15 protein-coding genes and 1 pseudogene are annotated in these 14,621 nt (G+C 43.0%); 8 read left to right on the top strand and 8 right to left on the bottom strand.

What is annotated here, in order from left to right; genetic code table 11:
- Window positions 1-349: 349 nt before the first annotated feature.
- Window positions 350-1,384: a PstS family phosphate ABC transporter substrate-binding protein gene (locus O9324_RS20205; RefSeq protein ID WP_288141141.1), complete on the top strand. Its 1,035-nt coding sequence runs from the start codon at window positions 350-352 to the stop codon at window positions 1,382-1,384.
- Window positions 1,385-1,611: 227 nt separating this feature from the next.
- Here the strand turns inward: O9324_RS20205 and O9324_RS20200 are convergent, their stop codons facing one another.
- The gene (locus O9324_RS20200) at window positions 1,612-3,153 is read right to left on the bottom strand and encodes a ferredoxin--nitrite reductase (protein WP_288141140.1); all 1,542 of its coding nucleotides are present in this window, start codon (window positions 3,151-3,153) and stop codon (window positions 1,612-1,614) included.
- A gap of 433 nt (window positions 3,154-3,586) precedes the next feature.
- On the opposite strand from O9324_RS20200, the gene O9324_RS20195 reads away from it, so the two are divergent.
- Window positions 3,587-4,225: an LON peptidase substrate-binding domain-containing protein gene (locus tag O9324_RS20195; RefSeq protein WP_002765437.1), complete on the top strand. Its 639-nt coding sequence runs from the start codon at window positions 3,587-3,589 to the stop codon at window positions 4,223-4,225.
- Between the two features lie 272 nt (window positions 4,226-4,497).
- Window positions 4,498-5,100 (top strand): Crp/Fnr family transcriptional regulator, encoded by a 603-nt coding sequence (locus tag O9324_RS20190; protein WP_288058498.1) that lies wholly within the window; start codon window positions 4,498-4,500, stop codon window positions 5,098-5,100.
- Window positions 5,101-5,201: 101 nt separating this feature from the next.
- Here the strand turns inward: O9324_RS20190 and O9324_RS20185 are convergent, their stop codons facing one another.
- Complete coding sequence (locus O9324_RS20185) at window positions 5,202-6,122, bottom strand: ROK family protein (protein ID WP_288141142.1); 921 nt, start codon at window positions 6,120-6,122, stop codon at window positions 5,202-5,204.
- Between the two features lie 264 nt (window positions 6,123-6,386).
- On the opposite strand from O9324_RS20185, the gene O9324_RS20180 reads away from it, so the two are divergent.
- From O9324_RS20180 to O9324_RS20170, 3 genes are read left to right on the top strand one after another with little or no spacing between them, the layout of a single operon-like run.
- Window positions 6,387-6,878, top strand: a complete 492-nt coding sequence (locus O9324_RS20180; protein ID WP_052277503.1) for a DUF29 domain-containing protein — start codon at window positions 6,387-6,389, stop codon at window positions 6,876-6,878.
- A 10-nt stretch (window positions 6,879-6,888) separates the two neighbouring features.
- Window positions 6,889-7,374: a DUF29 domain-containing protein gene (locus O9324_RS20175; RefSeq protein ID WP_288141139.1), complete on the top strand. Its 486-nt coding sequence runs from the start codon at window positions 6,889-6,891 to the stop codon at window positions 7,372-7,374.
- Window positions 7,375-7,390: 16 nt separating this feature from the next.
- Window positions 7,391-7,885: a DUF29 domain-containing protein gene (locus O9324_RS20170; protein ID WP_288141138.1), complete on the top strand. Its 495-nt coding sequence runs from the start codon at window positions 7,391-7,393 to the stop codon at window positions 7,883-7,885.
- Between the two features lie 9 nt (window positions 7,886-7,894).
- Here the strand turns inward: O9324_RS20170 and O9324_RS20165 are convergent, their stop codons facing one another.
- The 5 genes from O9324_RS20165 to O9324_RS20145 all read right to left on the bottom strand — a co-directional run bounded on the left by O9324_RS20165 (window position 7,895) and on the right by O9324_RS20145 (window position 11,888).
- Entirely contained in the window at window positions 7,895-8,275 is a 381-nt protein-coding gene (locus O9324_RS20165; protein ID WP_002747647.1) for a DUF7682 family zinc-binding protein, read from the bottom strand.
- Between the two features lie 206 nt (window positions 8,276-8,481).
- Complete coding sequence (locus tag O9324_RS20160) at window positions 8,482-9,534, bottom strand: phosphotransferase enzyme family protein (protein ID WP_288141137.1); 1,053 nt, start codon at window positions 9,532-9,534, stop codon at window positions 8,482-8,484.
- A gap of 456 nt (window positions 9,535-9,990) precedes the next feature.
- Window positions 9,991-11,034 (bottom strand): S66 peptidase family protein, encoded by a 1,044-nt coding sequence (locus O9324_RS20155; protein WP_002765447.1) that lies wholly within the window; start codon window positions 11,032-11,034, stop codon window positions 9,991-9,993.
- A gap of 80 nt (window positions 11,035-11,114) precedes the next feature.
- Window positions 11,115-11,378 carry a hemolysin XhlA family protein gene (locus O9324_RS20150; RefSeq protein ID WP_002765450.1) on the bottom strand — a complete coding sequence of 88 codons (264 nt, stop codon included), beginning with the start codon at window positions 11,376-11,378 and terminating at the stop codon, window positions 11,115-11,117.
- 42 nt (window positions 11,379-11,420) lie between these two features.
- Entirely contained in the window at window positions 11,421-11,888 is a 468-nt protein-coding gene (locus tag O9324_RS20145) for a CBS domain-containing protein (protein WP_002765452.1), read from the bottom strand.
- A 337-nt stretch (window positions 11,889-12,225) separates the two neighbouring features.
- On the opposite strand from O9324_RS20145, the gene O9324_RS20140 reads away from it, so the two are divergent.
- Together O9324_RS20140 and nadC are read left to right on the top strand one after the other, a co-directional pair.
- A complete protein-coding gene (locus O9324_RS20140) occupies window positions 12,226-12,792 on the top strand; it encodes a Uma2 family endonuclease (protein WP_002786458.1) in 567 nt (188 codons plus the stop codon).
- Window positions 12,793-12,863: 71 nt separating this feature from the next.
- A complete protein-coding gene (gene nadC, locus O9324_RS20135) occupies window positions 12,864-13,712 on the top strand; it encodes a carboxylating nicotinate-nucleotide diphosphorylase (protein ID WP_288141136.1) in 849 nt (282 codons plus the stop codon).
- A gap of 145 nt (window positions 13,713-13,857) precedes the next feature.
- On the opposite strand, the pseudogene O9324_RS20130 reads toward nadC, so the two are convergent.
- Window positions 13,858-14,480, bottom strand: a pseudogene (locus O9324_RS20130) (SAM hydrolase/SAM-dependent halogenase family protein); the annotation flags it as partial.
- Window positions 14,481-14,621: the final 141 nt, after the last annotated feature.

The raw sequence follows: 14,621 nt of genomic DNA, 5'->3' as shown, positions 1-14,621 counted from the left end.
CATTAGTTTTAAGTAGGGAGGCACAATTATTTGTAGGATGGGTTAGCGGTAGCGTAACCCATGCGGGCGTTGGGTTTCATGCTTCAACCCAACCTACGTTCTTCTTTTACTATTTATTTTGACTAAACATTAGTTTTAAGTTGCGGGTAAAGCCGCTGACTTTTCCAGTTTAGATTAGGTTTTTCTCTTTCACTATCATTGTAGTGACGTAAAAACAACAAAGAAAAGATTAAGGTTTTTAGTCATCATCCCTCAGCTTTTTTCTCCCCACTTCCCCACTTCCCCACTTCCCCACTGATAACTGAAAAGTCTCCCCAATACCCGTTTTTACTTTCTCCTTTTAACACCTATGCTAGAAATTTTTACTCAGCTATCTCGTCCGACCAAAGTAGTCGCAACCATCCTAGGCACTGCTCTACTTTTACCCGCTTGTGCCAATATTAATCCTCAAGACCTAAAACCAATTAAAATTGATGGTTCGAGTACCGTAGCACCAATTACCGACAAAGTTATCGAAGATTTTAAAGCCAATCCTCCCCACAAAGCTTTGGCTGATGTTAAAGTTGACGCTAATATTTCAGGAACCGGCGGTGGTTTTAGAAAATTTTGTGCGGGAGAAACGGATATTAATAATGCTTCTCGGCCAATTTCTGTGGAAGAATTAAAAGAATGTGATGCTAATAAGGTAAGATTTATCGAACTACCGATCGCTTTTGATGCTTTAACCGTGGTAGTCAATCCCCAAAATAACTGGGTTGATGATATTTCCACCACAGAATTAAGAACTATTTGGGAACCAGCGGCCGAGAATAAAATCAAACGTTGGAATCAAATTAATCCCGCTTGGCCCGACCAACCGATTACCCTTCACGGACCGGGTAAAGACTCTGGAACCTACGATTTCTTTAGTGAGGTAATTAACGGCAAAGATGCCAGTCGTGGGGATTTTAACTTTAGTGAAGATGACCAAGCTTTAGTTAATGCCGTCAGTCAAGATCCCAACGCATTAGGCTATTTTGGCCATGCTTACTATGAACAAAATCGGGATAAATTAAAAGCTTTGAAAGTTAACGGTATTGAACCAACTCGCGGCAATGTCGAGGATAGTAAATATCAGCCTTTATCTCGTCCATTGTTTATTTATGTTAATGCTCAAAAAGCCCAAGAGAATCCCGCTTTAGAGAAATTTGTCGAATATTATCTCGATCGAGTTCCCAATTTATTAGATAGTATTGGTTATATTCCCCTACCCGATGAGGCCTATCATTTGGCAAGGGTACAGTTGCAAAAATTTGAGGTAGGAACGGTTTTTGATGGCCGACCCCAACCCAATTTAACCATCGGGGAATTACTTCGTAAACAAGCCCAATTTGAAGCTAAGTAACGATTCCCATCTGATACTAAATCCGTTGACTATAGGCTACATATCAGGACAGGCACTCCTGCAAGGGGAGTGACTCTTAAATTATTACAGATGCGTCAGCAGCTGCGTGTAAGCATCTCACCGAAAAACTAATGCGCTCCGGGGTTTGGGGGCGGCGCCACGCCCCCAACGGGGGGGTTTGGGTAGGGTTGATTCATGAATCAACCCTACATCGAGAAACTTGTTAATTAACCCTTCGGTGTCGCCCCAAATTGCTCGATGAGGATAGAAGTTAACACCGATTTTAAGTCTTCACAGGGAATCCCTTTTTGTACACAGCTGCCTAGGTGAGCATCTTTACCCACTTTACCCCCCATGTAGAGGTCAACTCCTTCCACGGTTTTGCCGTCTTTGCGCGCTTTTGTCCCCATCAAACCGATATCGGCCACTTGAGGTTGTCCGCAGGAGTTAGGGCAACCAGTCCAGTGCATACGCACACCCCGGGGGATATTTAATTCGGCATCTAACTGACTAATCAAGTCCACAGCCTTATTTTTGGTTTCAATCAGGGCAAAATTGCAGAATTGCGCCCCCGTGCAGGAAACGAGCGCTCGTTGTAAAGGAGTGGGATTGGGGGTAAACTTAGCCAGTAAAGGCTCGGTTAAAAGAGTCGCCATATTTTCAGCCGCTATATTGGGAATAATCACGTTTTGTTCCACGGTTAAACGCAATTCTCCGCTACCATACACTTCGGCAATCCGGGCCAAATCGAACATATCATCGGCAAATAGACGACCAACGGGAACACAAAGACCGATATAGCTTAATCCCTCCTGTTTTTGGGGAAAAACTCCTAAATGATCCCGTTTTTCCCAGTCGATTGCGTCTTTTTCGGCAGCCGTTGCCAAGGCATAACCTAAGTGATTAGCCACCCGCGTGCGGAATTCCTCGATTCCCCACTCATCAATTAACCACATTAAACGGGATTTTTGACGATTGGCGCGCAATCCATTGTCGCGGTAAACTTCCAAAATTCCTCGGCATAAATCCACCACTTCCTGATTCGGTCTCACCCAAACATTCATAGGAATTGCCGCTTCACAGCGTTTAGCCGAGAAAAAGCCACCCACCACGACATTAAAGCCTAATTCTCCCTCTTTATAGCCAGGAACAAAGGCAATATCGTTAATTTCCGCATGAACCGAGTTATCCCGTCCCCCCTCGATGGCAATATTAAATTTGCGGGGCAGATTGCTAAATTGATAATTACCTTGACCGCAGTTGGTAATCATATCTTGGACTTTTTGGACTAATTCCCTGGTGTCAATTAATTCATCCGCGTCTAGTCCTGCCATGGGTGAACCGGTAATATTTCTGACATTATCCATGCCCGATTGTACCGAAGTCATACTCACGGATTTTAGTCGTTGGAAAATATCAGGAATATCTTCGATGCGAATACCGCGTAATTGTAGGTTCTGACGAGTAGTAATATCGGCATTACCATCATCACCGTAACGCTGCACAATTTCCCCTAAAACGCGCATTTGCTCACTGCTAATAATGCCGTTAGGAACCCGCAAACGCATCATAAATTTGCCCGGGGTGACGGGACGATAAAAAACCCCCACCCATTTTAAGCGATGTTCTAAATCGGTTTTATCCATCGCTTCCCAACCGATTTGGGCAAAATGATCCAGTTCATCTTTAATGGCTAATCCGTCTTTTTCGGCTTTAAATTTCTCGAATTTATTGAGAGTTGTTCCATCTTTTTCAGGTGCTTGTACCACGAATCTATCTCCTTCTGGTTTGTGGGTGTAATTGTTCTAGTTGGTGCGGGTTAGAAATGAAGAAATCGGGATTTAACAATAAGTATTCTTTAAAATACCGTCGTCATTAGCAAAAATTTAGTAATTTACCTAGTCTCTATTTGTTATTTAATTCTTTTTAACTTGGATAATTTTGTATTGTTTGTAACAGAAATCCGTTAACCATCGTGTTTAAGGATTTATATCATGCAGTAAGTGCATTGAGGGGGGGTGTGGGGTGTGGGGTGTGACCCCCCCAACCCCCCCGACATCGGGGGGGCAGGGGAGGTGGGGAGAATAAATAAAATACTCTCCTGCCGACCGCCTCGGAGTCTCGGAGTCTCTTGCCCTTACCTAGCGGTTCAGGGGGTATTGTGTAAAGATAAGAGAAGATCGGTTTTTTTTTACTAAACCTATGGCCACTTCTTCCATTGCCGTTAGAGAATTACCTCTCTTTCCCCTACCCGAAGTTGTTTTATTCCCGGGTCGTCCTCTGCCCCTGCACATCTTCGAGTTTCGCTATCGGATTATGATGAATACGATATTGGAAGAAGATCGCCGTTTTGGGGTCTTAATGGTAGATCCAGCCACGGGAGAAATCGCTAAAGTCGGCAGTTGTGCGGAAGTTGTCCGTTGTCAACGTCTCCCGGATGATCGCTTAAAAATTCTCACCATCGGTCAACAGCGTTTCCGTGTCCTAGAATACGTCCGGGAAAAACCCTATCGTGTCGGTTTGGTGGAGTGGATTGAAGATGTCCCCACCATCCAAGATCTGCGACCTCTGGCCAAAGAAGTGGATCGACTGCTGCGGGATGTGGTCCATCTATCAGCCAAATTAACCGCTCAAAAAATTGAACTCCCCGACGATTTGCCTAGTCTTCCCCTGGAATTATCCTACTGGGTGGCGGGTAATCTCTACGGTGTGGCCGGGGAACAACAAGCTTTATTAGAAATGCTCGATACAGTCAGTCGTCTCCAACGAGAATCGGAAATTCTCACCTCAACCCGCAATCATCTGGCCGCTCGCACGGCTCTTAAAGATGCTTTAAATTAATAATCTGTAGGTTTTTCAGCTGCGGGAGAGGGAAATGGGGGACATGAGCAGAAAACGGGTTTCTCCGAGAAACCCGTTTTCTGTGCGTTACTCAACGGATTTAGTATTATTTCAGTGAACAGTGAACAGTAATCAGTGAACTGATGACTGACCCACTGATAACTGATAACTGACCCACTGATAACTGTTAACCTGGGGATTACCTAATGTTTACCTTGATACAGTAGAGTGGGGTTAAAATTGTTAGCGCCTCACCTAGGAGAACTTTGATCATGTTGCTGACCTATAATCCCAACTCCTCACCCTTCCGAGAAGACTATAGCGAGAGTCGTCGGCTCCATTTTTATGATCGCGGGGAAAATATTCCTCTGGTGGTTGATGGAGTCTGGCAAGTTTATCGGGGTATGGCGCAACTAAGTCAAGTATCTGAGAGTGGGGAGGAAATTTTACTAGGCTGGGTTCATTCATCCCACTTTTTTGGCTTAAATTTGACCCATCTGGAATCCTATCACGCCAGAGCCTTGTCGGAACTGTACCTAAAGTGGTACACGATCGCCGAAGTGGAAAATTCGGCGGAATTAACCAGGATGATGTTAAATCAAATGATCCGTCGTCAACAACAAACGGAATCCCTACTGGCGATCGCAGGAATCAAACGAGTCGAGGAACGCCTCCAGCAGTTACTACAGCTATTAAAGCGGGAAATGGGAGAACCAATCGCCCAAGGCAGTCGTTTAAAGATCCGTTTAACCCATCAAAATCTCGCCAATGCTATCGGTACTACAAGGGTAACGGTGACGCGTTTGTTAGGCGAATTTCAGCGTCAGGGAGCGGTGAGCAGCGATTGCGATCGCCACTTAATTATTCATGATTAACTCAGTCCTGTTGAAAAAATTTTCACCCCCACAGATGAAAGAGGTTTCTTTCCCTACACCCCACACCCTACACCCCACACCCTCTTTCAAGTCAGACAATTTTAGTCAGATCCTGCCATAATAGAATCCCTGCGCAAGTCCACTAATTGCCAAGCTAATTTAGCAGCCCCCACCATGCCGGCGCCATTACCTAACTCGGCCGTTAATACCTCTAATCCTTCTCTGGAACTAGGTAAAACCCGTCTTTCGATTTCTGTGAGGAGAGAGGGAAAGAAAAACTTAGCACTGGCACTAATGCCGCCGCCGATAATTACCGCCTCTGGGGTGAGAACATAGAGTAAACTGGCGATACCAGCCCCCAGTAAACAACCGTAACCCTGCCAGAATTCTAAAGCCTCTCGATCGCCTTTTTCGGCCAATTCCGCCAATTGCTTCGGTTCTTTGCCGGTCATCCGGCGAATAGCTTGCAGGGAGGCGTATTGTTCTAAGGAACCCTGATTACCGCTATTGCACAAGGGACCGTCAAAATTGAGGGTTATTAAGCCTAATTCGGCGGCCGTTCCCTTGCTGCCGACAAATAAGTTACCATCGAGAATAATTGCCCCTCCTACTCCCGTCCCCAAGGTCAACAGGATCAAGTTTTGAAACCGTTTGCCCGCTCCTAACCAAGCTTCCCCCAAACCGGCACAATTGGCATCATTGGCTAAAATTGTCGGCATTCCCGTACTTTCTTCTAACCAATCGGCGAGGGGAATATCCCGCCATCCTGCCAAATTAATCGCTATTTTGGCAATTCTTCCCTGAGCATCCGCCGGCCCAGGCGTTCCCACACCGAGCGCTTGACAACTTTTATCTAAATTTACTTGACAAATGCCTTGATGTATGGTATGGGCGACTTCTTTGGGTGTAGCAGGTTGGGGAGTGGGTAAGGTGAGAGATTCGAGACAATTGCCCTCCTGGTCAAATTTACCAATTTTAATAGCGGTTCCACCTAAATCGACACCTATGACTGTTTTCACCATCGGGCTTTCCTTGTTACTCTGGGAGTAGCTAGGTTTATTATCACTCTTTTTGGCGGTTTTTTGGCTCTCTTGGATTTGGTGGGTAAAATGTATTCTAAGATACATTCCTCCTAGCGAGGGAGTGGAACGAACCACAAAGACACAAAGGACACAAAGAGCGATCATAATGTAAGTTAAACTTATCACACAGAACCTAGAAGAGCCAAATTTCTTCTATACTTTGGACACCAGCAGCTTAACTCCTGATTTTTCCCCATTTTTAAAATGATGAATATTACCATTTTAAATCTCTACGATAGCGATTATCAACTTTGGTTAGAAAACACTATCAACCAATTGCGTCGAGGGGATTTTCAAGCGGTAGATTGGCAGAATTTATTAGAGGAGTTGGCAGATTTGGGAAAAAGTGAACGACGAGCATTAGAAAGTTTATTAACTCGACTCCTAGAACATTTACTGAAGTTAACTTACTGGCAATCCCAACGGGATTATAATCAAGCTGGATGGAAAAAAGAAATTCGCAATTTTCGGATTCAGATCAAAAAAATTCTCAAAGATAGTCCCAGTTTAAAGTCCTATTTAAGGGAAATTTTACAAGAATGTTATCTCGATGCTCGCAATCTGCTTATTGACGAAACCGAATTAGATGCCAGTATTTTCCCTCTGGAAGTGTTAGCTAATCTCGAGGAGATTCTCGATCAAAATTGGCTGCCGGATTGGGAAGCTATCAGCAAGGATTCTGAACAGTGCAATTAAGGAGTAAAAAATGATGAATATTACCAGGCCAAATCTCTACGATAGCGATTATCAACTTTGGTTAGAAAACACTATCAACCAATTGCGTCGGGGGGATTTTCAATCGGTAGATTGGCAGAATTTATTAGAGGAGTTGGCAGATTTGGGAAAAAGTGAACGACGAGCATTAGAAAGTTTATTAACTCGACTCCTAGAACATTTACTGAAGTTAACCTACTGGCAATCCCAACGAGATTATAATCAAGCAGCATGGAAAGGGGAAATTAGAACCTTTCGGAAACAAATCAAGAAATTACTGAGAGATAGTCCCAGTCTCAAACCCTATTTATCCGAGATACTTGAGGAATGTTACAGCGATGCTCGGGAGATAATTATTGATATAACCCAATTAGATGCCAGTATTTTCCCTGTGGAAGTGTTAGCTAATATCGAGGAGATTCTCGATGAAAATTGGCTGCCGGATTGGGAAGCTATCAGCAAGGATTCTGAACAGTGAAATTAAGGAGTAAAAAATGATGAATATTACCATTTCAAATCTCTACGATAGCGATTATCAACTTTGGTTAGAAAACACTATCAACCAATTGCGTCGGGGGGATTTTCAAGCGGTAGATTGGCAGAATTTATTAGAGGAGTTGGCAGATTTGGGGAAAAATAATCGACGAGCGCTTAAGAGTCTCTTAACTCGACTTTTAGAACATTTACTGAAGTTAACCTACTGGCAATCCCAACGAGATTACAACCAAGCGGGATGGAAAAAAGAAATCAGGAATTTTCGCCTACAAATTGCTGATCTTTTAGAAGATAGTCCCAGCTTAAAGTCCTATTTAAGGGAAATTTTAGCAAAATGTTATCTCGATGCTCGCAATCTGCTTATTGACGAAACCCAATTAGACCCCAGTATTTTCCCCGTGGAATTGTTAGCTAGTCTAGAGGAGATCCTCGATCAAAATTGGCTGCCGGATTGGGAAGCTATAAACAGGGATAAATCTTCCCAAGCGAACTAAAGATTAGCTTCACCTACCCGGTTTACAAACATTATAATCTTCGTGAGAGATAACCGCTTCTGGGACGAGGAGATTGCCGTGGTCGCGACAGATGAGGCGATAATTGCGGGTAACGGGGATACTGATAATAAAGCGATCGTGTCGCAATCGTTTACCGTGGAAATCTCGATAATTGCGGTGATTTTGTAATCCTTGCAGGATTTCCCTAGCTTTAAGTACCACATTTTTCGGTAATTCCCGCAGATCGATCGGATCTTGGGAAAAAGTGGCTTCCCAGGCATTTTTTTGACGTTTTCTTTCTTCCCAAGCGGCATCTAGTTGAGCGCAATGATGGCAGACTTGGCCATAACCCTTGTGACCACAGGGAAACTTCTTCTTTCTTCTGGACATAATACCATCTGTCTGTAAGGCTGTGAGAGACTATTCAAGAGCGGTAAAGCTTGCTTCACTTTTGGCAGATGGAGAAGAAAGTCTTTACCTAGTGATTATCTATACTTACCAGCATACAGGGATCGATACCTCGTTTGGCCATTGACCGGCAAGAAAGTTGATCTTGGTTAGTTAGGGCCTGCTGTCACCAGCAGCATCGAAGCTGCTTAGAATAATTCCCATTCTTGGGTTCTTAAGCGTTTGAGAATGGCCAAACGGCTACTAAAATAATTAGCACAGAGACGACTATAATCGGTTAAACGCAGGTTATTTAAGCTAATTGACCAAGACCAAATATAGGCCGCTTGGGTGAGATACTGAAGACAAGATAATTCACCATCAGTTAAAGGCACTGTTTGATCGTAACCTTGGATAAAACTGTGGCGAACCTGGCGATTTAAACCGGATTGTAGGGAAACTTGCAGAAATTTAGCGATATCAAAAACTCGCCAACCATAACCGCACTGATCGAAATCAAATAGGGTCATCTGATTATCAGGGGTGATATGCACATTACCACTATGAGGATCGCCCCAACAAATGCTCCAATAGGGAGATTCTGTCGGTAATTTAGCGGTTTCTTCCTCTATTTCCCCAATGGTTTCTAAAACACAGTCTAGGTCGCTCGGTCGTTGGTGCAGAAAAGGTGCGATAATTTGCAGGGAATCCTCGAGAAGATATTTGAGGTTGAGGGGATGACGATAGGCTAGGGGTTGAAAATCTGCCGTCACCCGATGTAAATTAGCCACGATCGCCCCTAAATGATAGGCTTGTTCTATATCTATATCTCCAATGGCAATTCCCCCCGGAGCATAGGGAAAAAGGACGGCGTAACGTTTCCCTTCCGGAGCATTAATTTCTAGGGATAAATCACCGTTTTTGCTGCGAATTGGTGCGGCGACGGGAACCTGAGAGCGATCGAGATAATCTAATAATTCTAACTCGAAGTCGATTTCCATTTTGCTGCGCCAATGGCAGTGAGACACTCGCAAAATGTAAGCAGTTGTCATGGTTTCGAGGAGATACACATCACTTAAACCCCGATGCCAAAATTGACAATTTTTCGGTACATCAATCTCGTAACGAGAAAAAACTAAATCTGCTAGGGCAGCAGGAGCCAGAGTGGAGTAGAGTGTGGGAAAAGTCCATTCTCCAGGCCGAAAATTGGCAGCGGCAGAACTAGAAGGCAGTAAATTGAGCGAAGCCAGAAAAGTCGTCACGGTTCCCTCCCGATGCAAGTGTGGACAACGCTCGCATCATCCTATTTTATAGGCCACATATATTACAAATTGGTTCGATCGCTCCGTATATTTCGCTACATTCCTCTGACTTGAAAGAGGGTGTGGGGAAAGAAACCTCTTTCATCTGTGGGGGTGAAAATTTTTTCATCGGGACTGACTCCTTACCCCACAGTTAACTTTACTTTTTTCCAACTACTTATCAGTACCCCAAAAATTAATATAGGAGCTGCTGAAAAAGTTTGTTGGTGGAGGCAGGGTGTGAGGTGTGGGGTGTGGGGTGTGGGGTTTTACCGATTTTGAGATAGTCAGTTATCTAATTTTCAGGGAAAAAGTCCAGGAATTTTACCCCCGATCACTCCAATGGTCAGCACTTTTTGAGGGGGAAAAAGTCTAAAAGCCTTATCCAAAAAGGTTTTTAGATTTATTCAGCCAACCCTAGTTACTAACCGCCGATTCTAACATAGTAATTGTTCCCCGATTAGCATCAAATTCTACCTCAATACCGATGGGAATAGTTTCAATAATCTCCAAATGTCCGATCATTAAACCTAAACAAGCGGGAATTTTTAAGGGTTGAATATATTCTCGGATCAGTTCTTCTAAAGTCAGGGAACCATAGTCACTATCGGCACTACAATTGCTACATTGACCGAAGATAAACCCAGCTAAATTATCGAAAATTCCCGCTAACTTTAATTGATTTAACAGGCGGTCAATTTCATAAACATCTTCACCAATATCTTCCAAAAATAGGATGCCACCAGTAAAATCTGGTAGATAAGGAGAACCAACTATTGAGACTAAAGTGGTTAAATTACCTCCGATTAATTTACCTTTTGCTTGACCTTTAGTAATAGTTTGAATGCGATTTTTTACCTGCATTAAACGATTAGCATCATCGGGATCGGGAAGATTTCTAAAAGTTAACTTTTCCCCAGAAAATAAAACCTGTCGAAAGCTTTCAGTTTGAGCAGTGCGCCAACTAGAAAAGCCATTGGGAGCATGAAAAGTAACTAAACCAGTTTTGGCATAAATAGCCAACAATAAAGAGGTTATATCACTAAAACCACAGATAATTTTCGGATGACGACGAATTAAATCGTAGTCGAGATAAGGTAATAAACGAGCGCTTCCCCAACCGCCGCGAATTGGTAAAATTAAGGCAATATTATCATCAGCAAAAAATCGATTTATATCCGAGGCTCGCTCCCTATCTTTACCGGCTAGATAACCATAACGATCTAAAGCGTATTCACCAACTTTTGGGACTAATTTTAAAGCTTTAACTGCTTCAATAACTATATTTAAATCATCTTCTTTAAAAGTTGCCCCCGCCGGACTAATAATCCCCACTCCGTCCCCCGGTTGTAGATGTGGCGGTTTAATTAGAGGAAAATTATTGCTAACAACTTTTCTGGGAATTAGGGAAAAACTAACAGCAGTTAGGGCAGTAGTAGTGAGAAATTGACGGCGCTTCATCCTGATAGTTTTTAGAGAAATTGCCAGGGAAATAAGAATTTAAGTAGGTAGGCGTTAAAAATTATCAGATGCCCCCCTTATTAAGGGGGGATTAAGGGGGAATCGAGGGAAAAAAAAGTTTTCACAATTGCCCCAGCTAAGAGGACAATTAATGCCCAAACCTGATATTTTTGGTTTCCTTCTAATGAGTTTAGTCGATTTTCTATTCCCTCGACTTTTCTCGTTAACACCGCTTGTCCTACCTTTAAATCCGTCACATTTTTTTGTAAAGAATCGATTTTTCCCTCCATCCGCGTCAAGATAGTTTCTAGGGAATAAGTAACCGTTTCCTGAGATTGATTCATTTGTTCAAGACCTTTTAGTTAATTTTTGCCCTAGAAAAGCCATTATGCTTCGGATTTTGCCATATCGCGAATGATATCGCCGCGGGTGATAATACCAATTACTTTGTGGGTTTCTTCCTCAATCACCGGTAAACGACGCACATGACGATCATACATTAACGAGGCCGCTTCTTTCAAAGGGCGATCAGCTGTGATACTAATAGGTTTATCGGTCATTACTTCCCCCACGGTTTGACCGAGAGCTTTATGGAGTAATTTCTCGTGACGGCTAGGATTTTGTAGATAGATGACGCTATCGAGCAGCATAATGTAAGGAGGAGCTTCTACTCCCGTTTCCTGCCACATAAGGTCAGTTTCGGAGATAACCCCAATCAGTCGTATATTGTCATCCACCACGGGTAAACCACTAAACCGCTTTTCGGCCAAAATCTTCACTGCTTCAGACAGAGAAGTGTTAGCGGTGACGGTGATGGGATTGGGAGTCATGATATCGGCAACTGTTTTCGTCATCTTAGCGACCTGCGATAATAATGCTTTGTCTCTTCATCTTATCATTAGGGTAATCAGTCGCCGCTTAATTATAGACCTCTTGTAAAAATCAAAAATTGTTGTTAGGGTTAGGAGTCAGTAGTCAGTAGTCAGGAGAATTAAGAATGAATAATAATCAATTAAATGGTCTATTTATAGATTTTATGCGATTTAATCCTTATTTTTGAGGTTTTTGAACCCTCAAGAATTAATTATGCAAGAGGTTTTATGACTATTCTTCAATCTTCGGCTGAGAAAATGGTATAACATAAAAAGGAAATGGGATATTAATTTAGTTAGTTGACAAGGAAAAAGAAAAATGATCGCTCAACCTCAATACCCAGAAAGAATGACCCCGGAAGAGTATCTAGAATGGGAAGCTACACAGGAATTGCGCCATGAATACATTGATGGGGAAATTATCGCCATGACTGGGGGTAGTCTGCCCCATAATGATATTACCTTAAATTTTTACACCGCTTTAAGACTTCATCTCCGTCCGCGAGGCTGTCGAGTCAATGTATCTGATGCGAAAGTCCAAGCTAGTAATAGTCGTTATTTTTATCCCGATTTGGTGATTAGTTGCGATTTTAGGGATAGACAATCTCGTAATTTTATTCAACATCCACAAGTGATTATTGAAGTGCTTTCCCCTAGCACAGGAAACTATGATCGCACTAAAAAGTTACAATATTATCGTCAGATTCCTAGTTTACAAGAATACGTTTTAGTCGATCCTGAATCGATCAGTGTTGAGGTTTATCGTCGCGGTGAAGATAAAATTTGGTTTTACTGCGCTTATAGTCAAGGGGAAGAAATTATTCTATCTAGTCTCGATTTTCACTGTGCGATCGAGTTAATCTATGAGGGGATAAGTTTCGATTAAAGAAAGTTTACAAAAATGTCAAACATTCCTAGACTTAAAATAAATACGTCCCGATTGTTTCGATAAATTCTATGTTACCGCCCCTATTAGTCCTTGATCCCTTGTTAGAAAACTGGTTACGAGAAGATCTCGGTAGAGGCGATCGCACCACCCAAGCAATTTTCTTCGGTCATGCTAAAATTGGTCAAGCTAGTTGGATTGCCAAGGAAGCGGGAGTTATTGCTGGTTTACCCGTAGCTGAACGAGTTTTTCAACTGCTTAACCCCACTATTCACTTTACCCCCACCGTTGCCGAGGGGGAATTCTGCCCCAAGTCTAAAGTTATTGCCGAGATAGAAGGTTCCTTCGATGCGTTGTTAATCGGGGAAAGAGTCGCTTTAAATCTTGCCATGCGCTTGAGTGGGATTGCTAGTGCCACTCGTCAGTATGTGGAGAAAATTGCCGATTTATCGACAAGATTGGTGGATACTCGCAAAACTACCCCCGGATTGCGAATTTTAGAAAAATATGCCTCCGGTATCGGTGGCGCTATTAACCATCGTTTGGGGTTAGATGATGCAATTATGATTAAAGATAATCATATTCAAGCAGCGGGCAGCATTGAGGAAGCAGTGCGTCGTGTACGGCAAAATATGCCCTATCCTCTCACAATTGAGGTGGAAACCAGTCAATTAGAAGAGGTGAATCAAGCTCTGCAGCAGGAGGTAGAGATCATTATGTTAGATAATATGGATTTAGAGATGATGCAAACTGCTGTGGAGATGATCCGCAATTTTAATAGTAAAACCAAAATAGAAGCATCGGGAAATATTACCCTCGATCGCATTCGCAACGTGGCCGAAACAGGAGTAGATTATATTTCTACTAGCGCCCCAATTACCCGTTCTACTTGGTTAGATATCAGTATGAGAATTGATTAAAAGGCTATATCAGTTATCAGTTATCAGTTATCAGTTATCAGTAGGTAGTGGGGTAGTGGGGTAGTGGGGTAGTGGGGGAATTTCAAGTAAAACCCTAAAACCCTAAAACCCTAACACCTCAACCCCCTAAACCCCTAAATCCCTATCACCCTATCACCCGACTCCTATCTCCTGTCTCCTGACTCCTATCTATTCTAACCTCGATCGCATCGCCAATATTTAGGTGTAATTGCTTTTGGGCGCTCCCACTATTGACGGCAATTTCTAACCCCCCGTGACTACCGATAAAAGCGACTATTTCCCCGGAAGGAACATCACTGTAGGTGTTTTTTGCGGGGATAATTTTTTGTCCTAACTGCACTGACCAATTTTTTCCTTCTAGGAGATAATCGGGAATATTGCTGATTAAATTGCCAAAAATGTCGATATATTGGATTTGACCCCTGATTTTATCTTCCTCGATTGGCGGAACAGCGATCGCTAATTGTTGCAAGCTATCGGGATCAATAATCTCACCTAACATTTCTAGGGGTACTCCCGGTCCAAATAAGCGGCCACAGCAGCAAAAATATCACGACCGTGAAAAGTAGTGCTAGGGTTAGGGGTGCGCCAATAGGAAGAATTATTGAGATTAACGGCAGATATAGCGGGAGATTGGCTTAAAATACCACTAAATAAACCATTATCTGGCCCGACTAAATAACCACCGGCAAAACGAATCCCTACCCCGCGTCTTTTGCTTCCCACCCCCGGATCTATAACTGCCAGTTGACATCCTCACCGCCGTGAACGGGCGGCGATTCCCAAACCTCACGATTCAGGTTTCTGCTTCATAGCAACTGCCTCCACCCACAAGGAGTTTTATGGTCTTACGTCCGCTCCACAGACTATCCCCGCAAGCCCTGCGGT

Origin of the sequence: Microcystis sp. LE19-84.1B (assembly GCF_027531875.1) — a bacterium.
Lineage (GTDB): Bacteria > Cyanobacteriota > Cyanobacteriia > Cyanobacteriales > Microcystaceae > Microcystis > Microcystis panniformis.
This window is presented reverse-complemented; position numbering and strand designations above follow the sequence as displayed.